The sequence below is a fragment of the Nonomuraea sp. NPDC048916 genome (genome assembly GCF_040649575.1).
GTDB lineage: Bacteria > Actinomycetota > Actinomycetes > Streptosporangiales > Streptosporangiaceae > Nonomuraea.
In genome coordinates, this window is record NZ_JBEZFS010000037.1 from 44138 (window position 1) to 62829 (window position 18692).

An 18692-nucleotide genomic window follows, 5' to 3' on the forward strand; every position below is an offset into this window, starting at 1 on the left:
GCGGCCACCGCAGGTGGCGGCGTTTCGCGCCTAGCCCGCCGGCGGCTCTCTCAGCACGTAACCGACGCTGCGCAGCGTGTGGATGAGCCGCGGCTCCACGTCGTCGACCTTGCGCCGCAGGTAGGAGACATAGGACTCGACCACGCCCGCGTCGCCGCCGAAGTCGTAGTTCCACACGTGGTCGAGGATCTGCGCCTTGGACAGCACCCGGCCGGCGTTGGACATGAAGTAGTGCAGCAGTTTGTACTCGGTCGGCGACAGCCGGACCGGCCGGCCGCCCCGCCACACCTCGCGGGCGTTCTCGTCGAGCTCCAGGTCGGCGACCTTCAGGCGGCTGGCGGGCGTGCTCTCGCCCCTGGTGCGGCGCAGGACGGCCCGGATCCGGGCCTGCACCTCTTCCAGGCTGAACGGCTTGGTCACGTAGTCGTCGCCCACGCCGAGCCCGGCGATCTTGTCCTCGGTGGCGTCGCGGGCGGTCAGGAAGAGCACGGGCGCGGTGATGCGCCTGGCCACCTCGAACCCGTCGAGATCGGGCAGCATCACGTCGAGCACCACCAGGTCGGGCGAGGTGCGCTCGGCCACTTCCACGGCCTCGTAGCCGTCGGCGGCCGTCAGCACCTCGAACCCGGAGAAGCGCAGGCTGGCGGAGAGCAGATCCCTGATGCTGGGCTCGTCGTCCACCACCATGATCAGCGCCTCGGGTTTAGTCACCTACCTAGCGTGACCCAGCGAGCTGAGGAATAGCTGAAGGCTCACTCCAAGGCGAGTGGGAGTTCGACCCGGAAGGTGGAGCCGACGCCCGGGGAGCTGTCCAGCGTCACGGTCCCGCCGTGGGCCCGCACCAGCGCCTGCACGATGGCCAGCCCGAGCCCGCTGCCCCTGTCCTCGCCCGAGCGGCGGCGTGACCTGGCCAGGTCGGCCCGGTAGAACCGTTCGAAGACCTTCTCGGCCTGCTCGGGGGTGAGGCCGGGCCCCTTGTCGGCCACCTCGAGGAACACCGTGCCGGCCCCCGCGCCGACGCGGATGGTGATCGGGCTGTCCTTGTCGGTGTGGATGAGGGCGTTGGTCATGAGGTTGCTGATGACCTGGCGCAGCCGTACCTCGTCGCCGGAGACGATCAGGGCGGCGCCGCCCACGACGTCGAGGCCGATCGTCCGTTCGGGCGCCAGGATCCGGGCCTCCTGTACGGCGTCGGCGGCCAGGGCCAGCATGTCGACGGGCCGCATGCTCAGCGGCCGCTGCTGGTCGACGCGGGCGAGCAGCAGCAGGTCGTCCACGAGCAGGCTCATCCGCCCGGCGGCCTTCTCCACGCGCTGCATCAGCTCGACGGGGTCCGCGCCCGGGTTCTGCCTGGCGTACTCGGCGAAGCCGCGGATCGAGGTCAGCGGGGTGCGCAGCTCGTGCGAGGCGTCGCCGACGAACTGGCGCATCCGGTCCTCGGAGCGGCGGGCCGCCGCCTCGGACGCCGAGCGGGCCGCGAACGCCGTCTCGATCTGCGCGAGCATCCCGTTGAGCGACCGGGCCAGGCGCCCCACCTCGGTACGGGGGTCGCCGTCGGGCACCCGGCGGCCCAGCTGGCCCCCGGCGATGGCCTCGGCCGTGTGCTCGATCTCCGACAGGGGGCGCATGCTCCGCCGGACGATCGTCACGCCCATGACGGCGAGGATGAGCAGGATGCCGCTGCCGCCGAGCAGTTCGATGAGGCCGAGGCGCCGGATGATCTCGGTGACCTCGGCCAGGTCCACGGCGACGACGAACGTGGCGTGCGGGGTCGCGGTCTCCAGCACCCGCCATTCGCCGTTGCCCACGACGGCGGGGGCGGTGTAGATGGTCGGCCCCGGCGCCGGCGACAGCACCGGCTTGGGCTTGATGTCGACGTCGCGGTCGATCTGCAGCGGCGTCAGCGTCCCGGCGGGATCTCTGACCAGCACGATCGTGTCGGACTCGATGAGCAACGGCTTGTCGCCCACCTTCTTGCCCTTCTCCCGCCGCTGGAAGTCGTACTCCAGCTTCTTCTGCATCCGCACCGAGACCAGGTGCACCTGGCTGTCCACCCGGTCCATCAGGTAGCCGTGCAGGACCGAGACGCTGACCAGCCCGATGAACGTCAGCCCGAGACCCAGCAGGGCCAGCATCGCGGCGATCAGCTTGATCCTGAGCGGCAACCCGGACATCAGGGACCCGGCGGCAGGCGAAGGACGTAGCCAACACCGCGCAGGGTGTGGATGAGCCTCGGGGACCGATTGTCGATCTTGCGGCGGAGCACCGAGACGTACGACTCCACGATGCCCACCTCGCCCCGGAAGTCGTAGTCCCACACGTGGTCGAGGATCTGCGGCTTGGACAGCACCCGTCCCGCGTTGGTCATGAAGTAGCGCAGCAGCTTGAACTCGGTGGGCGAGAGCGCGACCGCGTGGCCGCCGCGCCACACTTCGTGGCTCTCCTCGTCGAGTTCGATGTCGGCGAAGGTCAGCCTGGGCGGCGGCCCCGGCGTGTCACCGCAGGTGCGGCGGAGCACCGCCTGGATCCGGGCGACCACCTCTTCCAGGCTGAACGGCTTGGTCACATAGTCGTCGCCGCCGATGGTCAGCCCACGGATCTTGTCCTCGGTCTCGTCGCGGGCGGTCAGGAAGACCACGGGGGTGTGCATGCCGCCGCCGCGGATCCGCCGTACGATCTCGAACCCATCCAGATCGGGCAGCATGACATCGAGGACGACGAGGTCCGGCCGGTGCCGTTGCACGCAGGCGACGGCGTCCAGGCCGTTCTTGGCCGTGGTCACGTCGAAACCCGCGAACCTCAGGCTCGCGGCGAGGAGTTCGAGGATGTTGGGGTCGTCCTCGACGATCAGCAAACGTGCGTCCATCACACCCAAGGATGCCCTCATCGGACGAGTGCTGGGACAATTCCGCTGATGTGCCGCGCAATGGCCAAGCTCGACGTGGCCGCCGGCGAGGGGGCGTTGCGGACGAGCACGACCCTGCCATGCACGTCCACGGCGAAGTCGTCGACCAGGGCGCCGTCGCGCGCCACGGCCTGGGCGCGCACCCCTCCCTCGGTCCGCCGCAGGTCATCGGCGCCGAGCTCGGGCACGTAGCGGCGGGCCGCCTTGAGGAAGGAGCGCTTGGCCAGCGACCCGTAGACCTCCTTGACGCCGGTGCGCCAGTGGTGGCGGGCCATCCGGAGGGTGCCCGGCCATCCGGCGATCTGCCGCACGTTGCGGACATTGCGCCAGGTGTATCCCTCGTAGGCGAGCGCCAGCACGGCGTTCGGCCCGACCAGGACCTCGCCGTCGACGCGCCGGGTCAGGTGCACGCCCAGGAACGGGTAACGCGGGTCGGGCACCGGGTAGATCAGGCCACGCACCAGATCGCGGGCCGCTCCGGCGAGCGCGTAGTACTCGCCCCGGAACGGCACGATCCTGACCTCCCCCGGCCGACCCGCCATGGCGGCCACCGCGTCGGTGCCGAGCCCGGCGCAGACCACCAGCCGGTCGAAGGTAAAGCGCCGCCGGGCCGCCAGCACCTGGACACCCCGGGCGCTCTCCCTGATCGCCTTGACCGGGTGCGCGAGCCGTACGGAACCGCCCAGCTCGGCCACGTCGAGCGCGAGCCTGCGCGCGATGGCGGGGAAGTCGGCGATCGCGGTGTGCGGGGAGTGGATCGCGCCGACGCCGACGGCGTGCGGCTCGATCTCGCGCAGCCCGAGCCCGTCGAGCTCGGCGATGCCCGGCACGCCGTTGGCCCGGGCCCGCTCGGCCAGCGCGCGCAGCAGCGGCCGCTCCGCGCCGGTGCTCGCCACGACCAGCTTGCCGACCTCCTCGTACGGCAGGGCGTGCCGGGCGCAGTATTCCTTGAGCAGGGCCACGCCCTCGCGGCACAGCCTGGCCTTGAGCGAGCCCGGCGGGTAGTAGATGCCCGCGTGCACGACACCGCTGTTGTGCCCGGTCTGGTGCGCGGCGACCCGGTGCTCCTTCTCCAGCACGGTCACCTCGGCGCCCCTGGTGGCCAGCTCGCGAGCGACGGCCAGCCCGACGATGCCCGCCCCGACGACTCCGATCTTCTCCATCACGGCGCTAGTCTGCCGATTTCGCGCGGTTTCAGATGCCCTTCCGCCACGAGCCACCGCAATGTATCCGAAACGGTGTCATCCACTGGGCGGGCCCGGCCCGTCACGAGGACGCGCATGCCAGTCAAGCTAGCGCTCTCTTGGCCCAGCCATCAAGCACCACGTCCTGGCAGGCGACTCGAACGTGAGTACGATAGCCTCATGTACGTTCCGCCAGAGTGGCCCGCCGAGGTCCGCCCGCCGAGCGTCCCCGACTGGGAGACGTCCGCCGTGGCCTGGCTGCTCGACGCCGTGCCGCCCGACTACCGAGCCTACGAGGTGCTCAGGCGGCACCCGATCGCGCTGGCCAGGATGGCGAGCCACCACGTCAACTCCGCGGTCGAGGCGGCCCGCGCCGGCTACCGGGGCGCCGCCGTCGACCTCAAGGGCCACCTGCCGCCCCACGCCATCGAGGCCGTCCTCGACGCCTACCGCGAGGAGGGGCCGCGACTGGTCCGCCTGTCGCGCTCGATCGAGGTGGTCGAACGCGCCCTGCGCGGCGACCTCTTCACCGCCACCATGCGCCGCCCCTGACACGCGCGACACCGCCGGCGCCGCACCAAGCGCTCATGGAGCAACCGGCGCGCGACACCGTCCAGGGCATCGGACGACCGCGGGTAGGCGGCGCGCGACGCCACCGATGACCTCAGCGTGTGCGGCGGGCGATGAAGGCGATCACACCGATGGCGCCCACGGCGGCGGCGAGCCAGACGAGCATGTCACGCACGGTCAGCCCCCACGCTCCGAGGCGGCGGATCGCGACGACTCGGCATCCCGCTGACGACTCTACGCGACAGCCTCCCCGGAGGATCGTCATGAGCCTCGTCGTGCGGAGGTTGCCTCAGTCGTCCTGGCGAAAGATGATCGCGGCGCCCAGGGCGGCGTGGCCGGGCACGACCATCTCTCCGGGACCGGTTCGGGTGACCGGGATGTCGTTGTCGCGCAGGAGCCGCTCGGTGGCGGCGATGTCGCGTACCGACACCGTGTAGGCGACGAACGCCGGCAGGGCCGCCGGACGCTCACCGGGCAGCAGGTCGGCGAGCGCCGATGCGGACACGACGGTGACGTTCGCCCGGTCGAAGCGCGCCGCGCCCGCGCCCGGCGCCACCTGGCCGTCCCGCGCCCGGCCAAAGTAGGTACCGTAGCGCCGCTCCAGCTCGGGCAACATCGAGTCGGCGACGCACAGCACGCATCCGACCAGACCGGTCGCACCATTGGGATGGTCGGTGTGCCGCTGGTCCTCAAGCGCCTCGACCGGCGTGTTCTCGGCGAACCCGATCCTGCCTTCCGGCACGCGCCCCAGAGGCAAATCGGGATCGGAGATCTCAAGGTAGCGAGCGGGCTCCATCCTGGTCCCTGTGCTGGTCTCAACGGGCCGCTGGATGGCGTGCACACCGCCGTGGCCGACGCCGCCGGCCGTCAGCCGCGCGGCGACGCTGTCAATGTCCGGTGTATTGGCGATCATGATGTGGAGCCCCTGGAAACGCCGGAGAAAGGACGTGATGTTTGCGGCCGTGGCGCGGATGGCGGCCACCAGCCCCGGCAGCTTGTCGTCGGGCACCTGGAGCGGGATCGGGCGGGCTTCGCCGGGCACGCGGCGGGTCTCGTCGATGACGCCCACCAGCTCGACGAAGCTGCCGGGAAAGTACACGTGGGCGTTGGCCACCCCGAACGGCTCGACAGGGCCTCCCGCCACGCGTGGAAGAACGGGATAGGCAGGTGCCGACACCGTGAAGCCCAGCCGGCGATACCGCTCCATCGCCTGGTCCATGTCCCGCACGAGGTGCCCCACATGATGCAGGCCGTTGATGTCGTCGCCCATAACGGGCCGCCTCCGTTGTCATAGGTGAAGCGCTCAGATGTCGTGTGCAGGCGGCCCCGTGAACGGGCATCCGCCGATGAGGTCATGGCGGGGCTTCGCCGGCGCCCCGATTGAGAGGGGGATGACGCGGCGGGGCACGACGATGAGGGCCAGGACCGCTTCCGTCACCGCTACGCCCCGGCGATCCATAGCAGGGCTGTCCAGTCACTGGACGAACGCGGCCCACATCGTTGCCAGGAACTGCGCCCCGTCCCCGGCCAGGTCCCGCGAAGACGCTCTTGCGAACGCAACCGTCAAAGCTTCTCCCGCAAAAATTTGAAAGACGACTCTTGATTGTGAGTAAACCAGCATTTGTGGGTGCGGTAAAGTTTGAGGCATGAGTGACAGCGGGCTGCGCGAACGCAAGAAGGCCAGGACCAGGGAGGCGATCCTGCGCGAAGCGTTCCGCCTCTTCCGCGAACGCGGCTACAACGCCACCACTGTCGAGCAGATCGCCGAGGCCGCCGAGGTCTCCCCCGCCACCTTCTTCCGCTACTTTCCGACGAAGGAGCATCTGGTCACGCTCGATCGTTTCCCGCCTCTCGTCGAGGCCCTGGCCTCTCAGCCGCCGGGCGCACCGGTCACCGTGCTGCGCGGCGCGTTCCGCACGGCGTTCGCCGCCCTGTCCGCCGAAGAGATCGCCGCGGGGCACGCGCGGGAGGTGTTCGCAGCCACCGTGCCTGAGCTGCTGGTGGCCAGCCTGCGTAAGAGTCCCGGTTTGCTCCGTGAGGTCCGCGAGATCGTGGCGGACAAAGCCGGATGCGATGCGGACGACCCGCGGATACGGGACACCATCGGCGCGGTCTTCGGGGTCGTGGCCATGGTCTGGCTGGAGTGGGCGCAGAACGCGCGCATGGACGGGCCCGCCGAGGTCGACAGGGCACTGGCGCACTTGGAGTCCGGCCTGAGCCTATAGGCCGCTGACGCTTTCCCCGCCCGCGACCAGCCAAGCTGCCGAGCTGCCGACGACGGGCGGGCCGCAACCTGCCCCAGCACGCCGCCTCCGAGGCGCGCTCCAGCTCACGGGCGGCGCGCGACGCCACCGACGACCTCAGCGCGTGCGGCGGGCGATGAAGGCGATCACACCGATGGCGCCCACGGCGGCGGCGAACCAGACGAGCACGTCACGCACGGTCAGCCCCTCACGCTCCGAGGCGGCGGGCCGCGACGACTCGGCGGCGGCCTCGGGCCGGGGTGACGTCGCGGAGGGCGACGGCCGGGAAGCCGGCGGGAGGGCCCGCTCCGGGATGGGCACCCGGTAGACCGGGCTCGACTTCCCCTCCGACCCGGTGAGCAACGACCTGCCGTCGGCCGTGTAGGCGATCGACTCGGCCTGCGCCAGCTCCGGCATCGGCACCTTGGCGATCGACTCGCCGGAGGGCTTGTAGAGGGTGGCGGAGAAGTAGGTGCGGACGACGTACGACGAGCCGTCGGGCGCGTAGGCGGCGTCGGTGGCCATGATCGGCGCGGCGGCGACCCGGCGCAGGATGTTCGGCCGGTCGGCGCGCAGCCGCTTGGGCGCCGCGTAGACCGACCCCGCGAACTCCTTGGACACCACGTAGAGGCGTCCGGTCCGGGGGTGGACCATGAGACCTTCGGCGTTGCGGGCGCCGTCCTCGTAGCGGAAGCGGTAGCGCACGGCGGGGAGCGTGGCGTCGCGCAGGGTCCGCGGCTCCGTCACCTTGTAGACGGAGATGTCGGGCCAGGCGCCGTCGAGGTTGTCGCCGATATCGGCGAACCAGAGCACGCCCCGCCCGGTCGAGGCGTCCTTGGTGGCGGCCATCGCCTCCCAGTCGCGCGCCTCGGCCCCACGCAGGTGGAACGTCGCCTTCGTCCGGCCGTTGGCGTCGACCGCGTAGAAGACCGGCGCCGCCGCGCTGTCGTTGTGGGTGTAGTAGACGCCGTCGTGCGTGGGCGACACGGCCAGGCCGCTGGACTCGGTGATCCGCGCGTCCTTGAACGTGAACAGCTTCTCCCGGGCGTCGTCGGCGAAGGCCGGACCCGCCGTCACGGCACAGGTCACGGCGGCCACGGCGAGCGCTCGGATCAGTACGTCCCCCACGCCGCCATCATGCCGCAACCGCGACCCGGCCGATCCGGGCGCTGTGGCGGTGGAAGCCGGCGCCCTGGAACACGACGAGGACCACGTTGGTGACAGCCACGGCCGTCCACAGCCCGGTGATGCCCCAGGCGGACGCCACCGGCACGGCGGCCACGACCAGCAGCCCGTAGCCGGCGGCGAAGTAGCCGAGGCTCGCCCCGGACCTCTTGAGCGCGGTCAGCCCGAGACCCTGCACCGCCTGCGCCCCGTCGGCCGCCGCGGCGACCAGCACGAGCGGCAGCAGCGCCACCGCCCGGTCGCGCACGCCCGGATCGTCGCTGAACACGGCCAGCAGCGGATCGCCGAGCACCAGCAGCACGAGCGCGGCCACGGCCGTGCCGGTGACGGCGAGCAGCGCGGCCGACCGGTTGACCCGCCTCGCTCCGGCGGTGTCCTGGGCGCGGGCCACCTCGGGCACCGACGCCTGGGCCACCGCGAGCGAGACGAGCATGATGAGGCCGGCGAGGGTGCCGAGCACCGCGTGGGCGGCGACGTCGCGGGTGGTGGTGGTGCTCGCCGCGAAGGTGACGACGCCGAGTCCGCTGAACTTGATCAGCACCGTCGCCGCCAGCGGGACGCTCACCCGGGCCAGCCCGGCGATCTCGGGGATGCGGGGCCGGCCCTGCCCGACACGTACGCCGAGCGCACGGCCCAGGCACAGGTTGGCGACCACCACGGCCGCGACTCCGGAGGCGAGCCACGCGATCCCCGCACCGGTGAGACCGAGCGGCGGCACCAGGGCCACCGTGCAGCCGATCATCGCGGCCGTGCCCGCCAGGCTCGACCAGAGCACCTGGCGGCTCCGGCCGAGCGCCACGAGGACGGTGGTGGCGCCGCCCCCGGAGGCGAGGACGAGCAGGTAGAGGGCGAGCAGGCCGGGCAGCAGGCCGAGCTCGCCGACCACGTCGCGGGGCACGCCCGCGGCCCGGGCCAGCGCCGGCACCGCGAGCACCGCGAGCGCGCCTGCCGTACCGACGAGGAAGGTCAGCCAGCGGGCGTCGCGCAGGATCGGCACGGCCGCCGCGGGGTCGTCGCGGTGCGGCGCGACGAACGGCGCGAGCCCGCGTAGCGCGCCCACGACGGCGGCGGAGGCGGGGTTGAGCACCGCGGTCATGACCGCGAAGGCGGCCAGGGTGATGGTGGCGTGCCGGCCCAGGACCGAGGTGACCACCAGGGTGCCGATCATGCCGGTGACCATCGACAGGAGCAGGGGCACCGCCGCGCGAAGGATGCTGGAGGCCACCGCAGGAGCCTATGGCCTGGAGTGCGCTCCAGGTATCTAGGGTGAGACGTATGGATTACGTGAACCTCGGACGCAGTGGGCTCCAGGTCAGTCCACTCTGCCTCGGCACCATGAACTTCGGCCCGCAGACCAGCGAGGAAGACTCCTTCGCGATCATGGACCGGGCTCACGAACTGGGCATCAACTTCTTCGACACCGCCAACGTGTACGGCTGGAAAAAGGGCGAGGGGGTCACCGAGCGGATCCTCGGCAACTGGTTCGCCCAAGGGGGAGGTCGCCGGGAGAAGACGGTCATCGCGACCAAGCTCTACGGCTCGATGGGCGACTGGCCCAACGACGACCGGCTGTCGGCGCTGAACATCCGCCGCGCGTGCGACGCCTCACTCAGGCGCATGCAGACCGACTACATCGACATCTACCAGGCACACCACATCGACCGGAACACCTCGTTCGACGAGTTCTGGGAGGCCATGGAGGTCCTGCGCCAGCAGGGCAAGATCCTCTACGTCGGCTCGTCCAACTTCGCGGGCTGGCACGTGGCCAAGGCCCAGGAGACGGCGGCCAGGCGCAACACGTTCGGCCTGGTCAGCGAGCAGTCGCACTACAACCTGCTGACCAGGGCGGTCGAGCTGGAGGTGCTGCCGGCCTGTGAGGACTACGGCCTCGGGGTGATCCCGTGGAGCCCGCTGGCCGGCGGCCTGCTGGGCGGCGTGCTCCGCAAGACCGACAAGGGCCGGTCGGCGACCGACCTCATGGTCACGCAGCTGGCGAAGCACCGCGACAAGATCGAGCAGTACGAGAGGTTCTGCGACGACCTCGGCGAGGACCCCGCGCACGTGGGGCTCGCCTGGCTGCTGACGCGGCCCGCGGTGACCGCCCCGATCATCGGGCCCCGCACACTGGAGCAGCTCGAAGGCACCATGCGGACCCTGGAGATCACGCTGGACGACAAGGCGCTGGCACGGCTGGACGAGATCTTCCCGGGCCACCGCACGGCGCCGGAGGACTACGCCTGGTAGCTCAGGCCAGCACGGCGCCGACGACCACGATCAGCAGGAGGAGGCCGAGCACGAGGGGCAGCAGCCAGCGGCGAGGACGGTCCACGATCTGGAGCCTAGCCCTGCCTCGACGGTGCCAGCGCCCATTCGGCCAGTGACTCGTACCTCACCGACGGCCCCGCGTGGCTGCGCACGAGATGGACGCCTTCCGCCCGCCACGGCGAGCCGCTGAACCCGGACAGCGACTCGACCAGCGGGCGGAGGTCCGTCTCGGACTTGGCCCGGGCCAGCGTCAGGTGCGCGTGGAAGCGCTTCTCGTCGGTCTCCGTGGCGCCCGCCCGGCGGCCTGCCGCCCTGACCGAGTCGGCCAGCCGTCGCATCGAGTCACCGGACAGCCCGGCCCAGAACACCCTGGCCCGCCGCGCCGACGAGAACGCCCCGAACCCGCTGAAGGCCAGGTCCAGGGCGTCGTAACGACGTACGGCCCGCGCCAGGCGCACCTGGAGCCCGGGGAGCACGTGTTCGGGCACCTCGCCAAAAAACGCCAGCGTGATGTGCCAGGTGGCGCGGTCGGGCCAGCGCAGCCCCTGCACCTGCCCGACGTAGGGGGCGATCGCCCCCTCGAGCTCGTCGAGCACTCCGGCCGGCGGCACCACGGCCGCGAAGAGCCTCATGCCCACCGATTGTGCCCCACCGATTACCCGACGTCTCAGGCCGCCACCAGCCTCGGCCTCGCCACCCGGGCGCCGATCAGCCGGGTGAGCAGCACGGCCAGCCCGGTGCCCGCGACCACGAGCACCCCGGAGAGCATGACGCCCGCCCTGGGACCGCCCAGCTCGGACAGCCAGCCGATCAGCGGGGCGCCGATCGGGGCGCCACCGGTGAAGACCAGCATGAAGATGCCCATGACCCGGCCGCGCATGTCGGGCGAGGTGGCGAGCTGGACGCTCGCGTTGGCGCTGGTGTTGAACGTGATGAGCGCGATGCCGGTGGGGATCAGGAGCAGCAGGTAGACCGGGTAGAACGGGGCGAGCCCGCTCGCGATCTGGAACACCCCGAACCCGATCGCACCGGCGACGAGCATCCGGCGTGACGGCCGGGCCCGGCGCGCGGCGAGGAGCGCGCCGCCCAGCGCGCCGACCGCGAACATGGTCGACGCCATCCCGAACGACGACGCCCCCGCCCTGAAGACCTCGCGGGCCATCAGCGCTATGGACATCGAGAACGCCTGGGAGAACATCGACACGAAGGCGACCAGCAGGATCGGCATGAGCAGCTCTTCGCGCCGGAGCACGTACCTGAGCCCCTCGCGGAGCTGGCCCTTGGCCCTCGGCACGGGGGTGACCGGGTGGAGCTCGGACTTCCGCATGAAGATCAGGCTGGAGATCACGGCCGCGAACGTCAGCGCGTTGACCAGGAAGATCGGCCCGGTGCCGCCGAGCGCGTAGATCAGCACACCGGCGATCGCCGGGCCGACCACGCGTGCCAGGTTGAAGATCGAGCTGTTGAGCGCGATCGCGTTGCTCAGGTCCTTGCGCCCGACCATCTCGACCACGAAGGCCTGCCTGGTGGGCACCTCGACGCAGGAGATGAGCCCGAGCGTGAACGCCATGACGTACACGTGCCAGACCTGGGCGGCGCCCGTCATCGTGAGCACGCCTATGGTCAGGGCGAGCACGGCCATCAGCGACTGCGCCCCGATGAGGATGGGCCGCTTGGGGTAGCGATCGGCGAGCACGCCGCCGAACATGCCGAACAGCAGCATGGGGAGGAACTGCAGAGCGGTCGCCGTGCCCAGGGCCGCGGCGCTGCCGTGGGTGAGCTCCAGCACGAGCCAGTCCTGGGCCGTGCGCTGGAGCCAGGTGCCGACGTTGGAGACGGCTCCACCGGCGGCGAACATGCGGTAGTTGCGAATTCGGAGCGACCGGAACATCCCGGTCCTGGGTTCTTCGGGCTCTAGATCCTGCTGAGCTTCTCCAGAATCGGCGCCGCCTGCCTGAGGATGGCCCTCTCCTCGGCCGTCAGCTCCTTCAGCTGCCTGGTCAGCCACGCCTCCTTGCGGCGTCGCTCCTCCTTCAGCAGCCTCTGGGCCTCTTCGGTCACGGTCACGGTCACCTGGCGCCGGTCGGTCGGGTGCGGTGAACGGGAGAGCAGCCCACGCGCCTCGAGTGCGGCGATCACGCGCGTCATCGAGGGCGGTTGCACCTTTTCGAGCTCGGCCAATTCGCCGGGGGTTATCGCGGAATGCCGTTCGACGGCGGCCAGCGTCGCGAACTGCGTGGGCGTCAGCGAGTGCGCCGCCGCCTGTCGCCTCAGCCGCCGGTTGAGCCGTGCCATTGACACGCGTAGGGCTGAGGCCAGGCCCGCGTCGCTGCGCAGGTCCGTTCGGGACTGGTTCTTGGTTAGCATGAGTCATTACCTTTGCTAACTATACGGGAGACCGGGATATTTCCCCAACTCATTATCGGCCCGCCACCCGGTGTCCCGGAGCCGCCCCCCGGCGGGGAGGGGGCGGCCACGGCAGGTCAGAGCCCGAGGAGCGCCTTGATCGGGCCGAGCGCGAAGTACAGCATGAAGAGGATCCAGACCACCCACATCAGCGGGTGGATCTCCCGCGCCTTGCCCCGGACGATCTTGATCAGCACGTAGCTGACGAAGCCGGCGCCGACGCCGTTGGAGATCGAGTAGGTGAACGGCATGACGACGATCGTGAGGAACGCCGGAATGGCCACCTCGTAGTCGGTGAAGTCGATGTCGCGGATGGCGGTCATCATCAGGAAGCCCACCACGACCAGCGCGGGCGCGGCGGCCTCGTGCGGCACGATCTGCACGAGCGGCGCGAAGAAGATCGCCACCAGGAAGAGCAGGCCGGTGACCACGCTGGCCAGGCCGGTCCGCGCCCCCTCGCCCACGCCGGCGGCCGACTCGATGTAGGTGGTGTTCGACGACACCGAACCCGCGCCGCCCACCGCGGCGCCGACCGAGTCGACGAGGAGGATCTCCTTGGTACGCGGCAGCATCCCGTCCTCGCCGACCAGGCCGGCCTGCTTGCCGACGCCCACCATGGTGCCCATGGTGTCGAAGAAGTCCGTGATGAGCAGCGTGAACACGAACAGCACGGCCAGCAGCACCGTCACCCGGCTGAACGCGCCGAACGGGTCGAACTCCGTGAAGAGCGTGAGCGGGTTGTGGAAGCCGAGGATCTGCTCCGGCACGGCGGGCACGTTCAGCTGCCAGCCGCCCGGGTTCTCGGCGGAGGCCTGGCCGGCCTTGGCCGCGAGCTCCACGATCACGGCCAGCACCGTCGTGCCGACGATGCCGATCAGGATCGCGCCCTTGATCTTGCGGGCGACCAGCGCCGCGGTGACGAGCAGCCCGACGACGAAGACGAAGATCGGCCAGGAGGTCAGGTTGCCCCCGATGCCCATCTCGAGCGGCGGCCCGGCCGGCACGCGACGGACGAAGCCGGCGTCCACGAAGCCGATCAGCGCGATGAACAGGCCGATGCCGACGCTGATGGCGGTCTTCAGCTGACCCGGGATGGCGTTGAACACGGCCACCCGGAAGCCGGTCAGCACGAGGATGCCGATGATGATGCCTTCGAGGAAGACCAGCCCCATGGCCTCTTCCCAGCTCATCACGGTGGCGATGTTGTAGGTGACGAAGGCGTTGAGCCCCAGCCCGGCGGCCAGGGCGAAGGGCACCCGGCCCACCACGCCCATGAGGATGGTCAGGATGCCCGCCACGAAGGCCGTGCCCGCCGCCACGAGGGCCACGTTGCCCGTCGTGCCGTCGCCGATGACCTGACCCTCGATGTCCTTGCCGTTGGCGATGATGATCGGGTTGAGCACGACGATGTACGCCATGGTGAAGAACGTGGCCAGTCCGCCACGCACCTCGCGGGACATGGTCGAACCTCGTGCGGAGATTGCGAAGAATTGGTCGATTTTGCGCTTAATGTCACTCACGCGCGAAGAGTGGCAGTAGTGGCCTACCTGCGCAAAGAGCCGGTAATCGGATCGAGACCGGATTGGAAGCTAGGCTGGATCCCGTGAAGCAGGAGTGGCACCCCGATCCCGAGCCCATCGAGACCAACGACACCAAGACCGTCATCGTGGGCACCGTGGCGTGGGCGGTCGCGCTGGTGGTGCTCCTGATCCTCCGCCCGGCTCCGCAGAACTCATGGTGGATCTGGACCTGCGTCGCGGGAGTCGGCTTGGGCCTGCTCGGCCTCTGGTACATCCGCAGGCGGGCCGCTCGCGGCTGACCTTCGATCACCCCCGGCCGGCCCCCGCAGCTGTCACAGGCCACCACCCGGGCGGAGGCGGCCGTCGAGCAGACCGCCGGGAGGCCGCCGGCGCCACCTGCCCGGCGGCCTGACCCATGGGCCCGTCAGGACAGGTCGGCCTCGGCCAGCAGGAGCGGCACGGCGGTGGGGTCGCGCAGCAGCGCGGCGACCGCCAGCCGGTCGTTCCACTGGCCGGTGGCCCACGCCAGCCCGCGGGCCAGGCCCTCGACACCGGTGCAGTGCACCGCTCCCTCGAAGAACCGCCAGGCGCAGCCGACGCCGTCGACCAGCAGCTTGTCGTGCTCGACGTAGGTCTCGGGGGCCGTCGGGAGCAGGGAACGCACCTCGGGCGGCACCTGCCGGACCTCGCCCTCGGAGGTGACCTCGCCGGGGGCGAGCTCGCCGGCCAGCGGCAGGTCGAGCAGCTCCGACAGCGACTCGGCCAGGTCGTAGGGGGCCAGCACCAGCGCGTGGTCGGCGACCAGCTGCAGCAGGTCGGGGGCCTCCACCACGACGGCGTCGTCGGCGGCGGCCACCACGATCTCACCCCGCAGCACCGACCGCACCCGCGACGGTGGCGCCACCCGGGACGGATCGACGGCCGCCAAGGCGATCCACAGCGCGCGCAGCTGGGCCCGGTCCACCTCGATCGACTCGTCGGCCATCAGGTCGAGCAGCTCCTCGGGACCGCCGTGGGAGTCGAGCAGCTCGGCGAGCGTGGTGCGCACCCCCAACATCGCCAGCGCGCCCTCGTCGAGCCCGGCGGGGGCGTCGCCGTAGAGGCCCTGCAGCAGCGGGTCGGCGCCGGGCAGCCGCAGCTCGCGCGGCCGGCGCCCGCCCAGCACGGGGTGGCCGGCCAGCCACCACGCCGTGTAGGACGGCGCCTCGACGCCCTCGATCCGCAGCGGATGGAGCGCGGACCGCAGCGGCGGCCTGGTCAGCAGCGTCAGCGCGGCCTGCCAGTCGGCGACCAGCTCCAGGTCGCGCACCGCCGCGAACTCCGGCACCACGGGCGGCACGTCGAGCTCGGGCAGCAGGTCGAGCACGTGGTCGAGCCACTCGTCCTCGCCGTCGAGGTCGTGGTCGCAGTCGTCATGATCGAGCAGCACGTCGGAGTCGTGCACCACGGCGAACCCGTCGAGCACGCCGGCCGCGGCCAGCACCCGGGATCCGTAGGTCTCCTCCAGCTCGGGCGCGGCCACGCCGAGGTGCGTGTCGGGCTCGATCAGCCCGGCCAGCGCGCCGTCGGCCAGCATGAGCTCGCCCGCGGGGTAGAGCTCGCCGTCGGCGCCGCGCAGCGCCAGCCCGCCCAGCCAGGGCGCCTCGCCGGGGGCCAGCGCCGCTGCCTCGACCAGCGACAGCACGGCCCGCGCCACGGGCTCGGGGTCGGAGCTGTCGAGCGACTGCGAGACGGCCGCCTTGGTGATCGGGTCTTCGAGGACGGTGCGCGGCGTGGCCTCGGCGGCCCCGAGCCTGAGCAGCGCCGGATGGGCCGCCTCGGGATGCACGATGCGCAGCCCCAGCGGCGTCAGGTCGAGCCCGGCCCCCGCGGAGCCCGTGCCGCCGAGATCGAGGATCAGCGTGCCGCGCGGGCCGCGGACCACCCGGCCGTCGGCCAGCGGCACCGGCAGGGCGCCGAGCGACTCGGGGTCGTCGGCCGGCAGCACGTCGTAGAGGGAGCGCCACCAGGCCGGCTCCCTGCCCTCGACCGCCTCGCCGGACAGCAGGTCGACCACCTCGGCCAGCTCTACGCGGCGCACGCCGAGCGAGCCCATCGCGGGGTGCCGGGCCGGCCAGCCGGCGGGCAGCAGCCCCGGGACGAACGCGGCGATGACGGCCAGCAGCTCGCCCGACCCGGCGACCACGGCGGCCTCCCGGCCGGTGACGACCCAGCCGTCGTCGTGGGGCTCCCTGGCAGGGTGCTCGACCCGCCACTCGGCGTCGGGCTCGTAGACCTCGGCGTCGGCGAACGACGGGGTCTGCACGGCCGGCGCCGGAGCCGACAGGGCGGGCAGCAGCGGGACGTCGGGCAGCCGGCGCAGGATGGCCCGGCGGATGCGGGCGTCGAGCTCGCCCTTGCCCATGAGGGCCGGGACCAGGTCGAGCAGCCTGGGGGTGCGCGGCAGCTCCTGGAGCAGCCTGACGTAGGCGTCGGCGACCCGGTCGACCAGGAAGTCGGTCAGCGGCCCCTTGGCCACGTGGCGCCGGTCGGTCGCCAGCGGGAAGGACGCGATGAGCAGCGCCGGCAGGTCGAGCGGCTCGTCGCTGGGCGTCGGCGCGTGCACCACCGGCGGCACGGCCGCGGGCAGCGGCCCGGGCTCCGCCGGCTCCCCCGGGGCTCCGGCGAGCGGGACCGCCCAGCGCAGCGACCAGAACGGCCGCGCCCGCTCCTCCGTGGGCCGGTCGGCGAAGAGCGCGGCCACCTGGTCCGGTGTGAAGGCGCCCGACTCCGACACCACGTGCCAGCCGTCGGAGACCACCGTGCGGATCGAGCCGTCGAGGTCGATCTCGATGGTCGTCAGCGCCGGCAGGCCCAGCAGCAGAGCCGGGCTCGCCTCCTCCAGCAGTCGCCGGACCGCCGCGACCGCCGCCTCGTCACGCAGCGGGAGGCGTACGAGCGAGTCGAAGCCCTCGGGCACCTCCAGCGGGTCGGCCGCGAAGGGGAGGCGGAGCAGGGGCACGTGGCCCGAGCGGGAGGTCAGCTCGGCGGCGAGCGACGGCACCGAGGACACCAGCGCGGTCGTCTCGGTGCGGGACCAGCGGACCGCGCCCGAGTCGCGCGAGCCGATGGACGGCTCATCGCAGACCGACACGACCGCGGCGAAGCCGACGCCGAACCGGCCGGCGGCGCCCACGTCGTCGCGCTTGCCGGAGACGCGGAGCGTCGACAGGCCCTCCACCCCGATCGCGTCGAGCGGCGCGCCGGTGTTGGCGGCCGTCAGCACGCCGTCGCGCAACGTCAGCCGGAGCACCCCGGGCCTGCCCGCCTGCAGCGCCGCGTCGGCGGCGTTCTGCGCGAGCTCCACGATCAGCCGGTCGCGGTAGCCGCCGAGGGCGAAGTCCTCCTCGGCGTTGGCGTCCTCGCGGAAACGGGCGGGCGAGGCCGTCCAGGCGGCGAGCACGGCGGCCCGCATCCGGTCGGTGCCAAAGGTGTCGGTCATCGATCACGATCCTGATAGAGGGTAGGGGGCCACCGTAGGCTAGCGGCCCGCACCGACACTCCCTGACGAAACAGGATCAGGAGTGGCCGAACTCCTCGGTGGCCGTCTCGTCAACCGAGCCGGCCTCCTCCTCGATCAGGTCGAAGCCCAGGTCGTCGAGGATCGGCGTGGCCTGCTCCACGGCCGGCGGCATGACCGCGGCCTCGGAGTGGGCGCCGCAGCCGTGGTCGGCGGCCACCACCTTGCCGTCATCAGGGGCGTATTCATTGGTGCACACCCCGAACGACAACCGGAGCTCCCCCGCCAGCAGCCAGTAGAAGCCGCAGGTGGAGCACTGCGCGGGAGCGGCGTGTGCGATCGGAGTGTGCGGCCCGTGCTCGCCGGAGTGCCAGCGCCTGGCAGCCCGTTCCCTGCCGATGGCCGAGAGCACACGGGCCCGGCCCAGGCCGTACTCGAAAACCATCTGGTGCTCTACGTCGTCGTCGGTCTCTGTGTAGCCGGGCACGAGGCGGTCGTCGTCCTCGGAGGTCGGCAGCAGGTCGCCCACGCCGAGGTCGCCGGGACGCAGCCGCTCGCTCCACGGCAGCCACTCGGGCGCCAGCAGCGCCCCGGGACCGGGCAGCAGCACGCACTCGCTGACCGTGACCTTCTTCGCCCGCGAGGCGCGGGTCACGGTCACCGCCCAGCGCCAGCTGCGGTAGGCCCGGTCGAGGCAGGCGAAGTAGTGGGTGACGATCCGGTCGCCCTCGGCCTCGTGGCCGAGGTGGTCGCCGGGTGCCCCCGGCCGCGCCAGCTCCTCGGCCGCGGCACGCGCCAGGTCGACCGCGGCGACACAGGCCTGGTCGGGGGCGGAGACACGTGTCCTGGTCCGGGTCATCGGGCCGCCTCCGCCGAAAGGTGCTGTTCGCTCACACTTTCATTCTCACCCATGCC

The 18692-nt window shown here is 71.6% G+C and carries 18 protein-coding genes; 4 read left to right on the top strand and 14 right to left on the bottom strand.

The window, feature by feature from the left end; translation table 11 throughout:
- Positions 1-30: 30 nt before the first annotated feature.
- The 4 genes from AB0C16_RS31460 to lhgO all read right to left on the bottom strand — a co-directional run bounded on the left by AB0C16_RS31460 (position 31) and on the right by lhgO (position 4068).
- Positions 31-687 (bottom strand): response regulator transcription factor, encoded by a 657-nt coding sequence (locus tag AB0C16_RS31460; RefSeq protein WP_357688244.1) that lies wholly within the window; start codon positions 685-687, stop codon positions 31-33.
- 65 nt (positions 688-752) lie between these two features.
- The gene (locus AB0C16_RS31465) at positions 753-2174 is read right to left on the bottom strand and encodes an ATP-binding protein (RefSeq protein ID WP_357688186.1); all 1422 of its coding nucleotides are present in this window, start codon (positions 2172-2174) and stop codon (positions 753-755) included.
- Entirely contained in the window at positions 2174-2866 is a 693-nt protein-coding gene (locus AB0C16_RS31470; protein WP_357688188.1) for a response regulator transcription factor, read from the bottom strand. Before AB0C16_RS31470 ends, AB0C16_RS31465 begins: the two co-directional genes overlap by 1 nt.
- 17 nt (positions 2867-2883) lie before the next feature.
- A complete protein-coding gene (gene lhgO / locus AB0C16_RS31475) occupies positions 2884-4068 on the bottom strand; it encodes an L-2-hydroxyglutarate oxidase (RefSeq protein WP_357688246.1) in 1185 nt (394 codons plus the stop codon).
- Positions 4069-4269: 201 nt separating this feature from the next.
- On the opposite strand from lhgO, the gene AB0C16_RS31480 reads away from it, so the two are divergent.
- The gene (locus AB0C16_RS31480; protein WP_357688190.1) at positions 4270-4641 is read left to right on the top strand and encodes a hypothetical protein; all 372 of its coding nucleotides are present in this window, start codon (positions 4270-4272) and stop codon (positions 4639-4641) included.
- A gap of 112 nt (positions 4642-4753) precedes the next feature.
- On the opposite strand, the gene AB0C16_RS31485 is transcribed toward AB0C16_RS31480, so the two are convergent.
- Positions 4754-4924: a hypothetical protein gene (locus AB0C16_RS31485; protein ID WP_357688192.1), complete on the bottom strand. Its 171-nt coding sequence runs from the start codon at positions 4922-4924 to the stop codon at positions 4754-4756.
- 24 nt (positions 4925-4948) lie between these two features.
- A complete protein-coding gene (locus AB0C16_RS31490) occupies positions 4949-5929 on the bottom strand; it encodes a VOC family protein (RefSeq protein ID WP_357688194.1) in 981 nt (326 codons plus the stop codon).
- 376 nt (positions 5930-6305) lie between these two features.
- Here AB0C16_RS31490 and AB0C16_RS31495 point away from each other — a divergent pair, with 376 nt between their 5' ends.
- Complete coding sequence (locus AB0C16_RS31495) at positions 6306-6884, top strand: TetR family transcriptional regulator (protein WP_357688196.1); 579 nt, start codon at positions 6306-6308, stop codon at positions 6882-6884.
- Positions 6885-7019: 135 nt separating this feature from the next.
- On the opposite strand, the gene AB0C16_RS31500 is transcribed toward AB0C16_RS31495, so the two are convergent.
- Both AB0C16_RS31500 and AB0C16_RS31505 read right to left on the bottom strand, forming a co-directional pair.
- Positions 7020-8030 carry a hypothetical protein gene (locus AB0C16_RS31500; RefSeq protein ID WP_357688198.1) on the bottom strand — a complete coding sequence of 337 codons (1011 nt, stop codon included), beginning with the start codon at positions 8028-8030 and terminating at the stop codon, positions 7020-7022.
- A gap of 7 nt (positions 8031-8037) precedes the next feature.
- Positions 8038-9312, bottom strand: a complete 1275-nt coding sequence (locus tag AB0C16_RS31505) for an MATE family efflux transporter (protein WP_357688200.1) — start codon at positions 9310-9312, stop codon at positions 8038-8040.
- 50 nt (positions 9313-9362) lie between these two features.
- Between AB0C16_RS31505 and AB0C16_RS31510 the strand changes: the two genes are divergently transcribed.
- Positions 9363-10331, top strand: a complete 969-nt coding sequence (locus tag AB0C16_RS31510; RefSeq protein WP_357688202.1) for an aldo/keto reductase — start codon at positions 9363-9365, stop codon at positions 10329-10331.
- Positions 10332-10426: 95 nt separating this feature from the next.
- Here AB0C16_RS31510 and thpR read toward each other — a convergent pair whose 3' ends face one another.
- The 4 genes from thpR to AB0C16_RS31530 form a co-directional block, all read right to left on the bottom strand.
- Complete coding sequence (gene thpR / locus AB0C16_RS31515; protein WP_357688204.1) at positions 10427-10984, bottom strand: RNA 2',3'-cyclic phosphodiesterase; 558 nt, start codon at positions 10982-10984, stop codon at positions 10427-10429.
- Between the two features lie 35 nt (positions 10985-11019).
- Entirely contained in the window at positions 11020-12243 is a 1224-nt protein-coding gene (locus tag AB0C16_RS31520; protein WP_357688206.1) for an MFS transporter, read from the bottom strand.
- A gap of 23 nt (positions 12244-12266) precedes the next feature.
- The gene (locus tag AB0C16_RS31525) at positions 12267-12719 is read right to left on the bottom strand and encodes a MarR family transcriptional regulator (protein ID WP_357688208.1); all 453 of its coding nucleotides are present in this window, start codon (positions 12717-12719) and stop codon (positions 12267-12269) included.
- Positions 12720-12835: 116 nt separating this feature from the next.
- Complete coding sequence (locus tag AB0C16_RS31530) at positions 12836-14218, bottom strand: NCS2 family permease (protein ID WP_357688210.1); 1383 nt, start codon at positions 14216-14218, stop codon at positions 12836-12838.
- Positions 14219-14361: 143 nt separating this feature from the next.
- Here AB0C16_RS31530 and AB0C16_RS31535 point away from each other — a divergent pair, with 143 nt between their 5' ends.
- The gene (locus tag AB0C16_RS31535; RefSeq protein WP_357688212.1) at positions 14362-14577 is read left to right on the top strand and encodes a DUF2530 domain-containing protein; all 216 of its coding nucleotides are present in this window, start codon (positions 14362-14364) and stop codon (positions 14575-14577) included.
- A 125-nt stretch (positions 14578-14702) separates the two neighbouring features.
- Here AB0C16_RS31535 and AB0C16_RS31540 read toward each other — a convergent pair whose 3' ends face one another.
- Positions 14703-17759, bottom strand: a complete 3057-nt coding sequence (locus AB0C16_RS31540) for a hypothetical protein (protein ID WP_357688214.1) — start codon at positions 17757-17759, stop codon at positions 14703-14705.
- A 76-nt stretch (positions 17760-17835) separates the two neighbouring features.
- On the bottom strand, positions 17836-18636 hold the full coding sequence (locus tag AB0C16_RS31545) for a DUF3027 domain-containing protein (protein WP_357688216.1): 801 nt from the start codon (positions 18634-18636) through the stop codon (positions 17836-17838).
- Positions 18637-18692 lie beyond the last annotated feature (56 nt).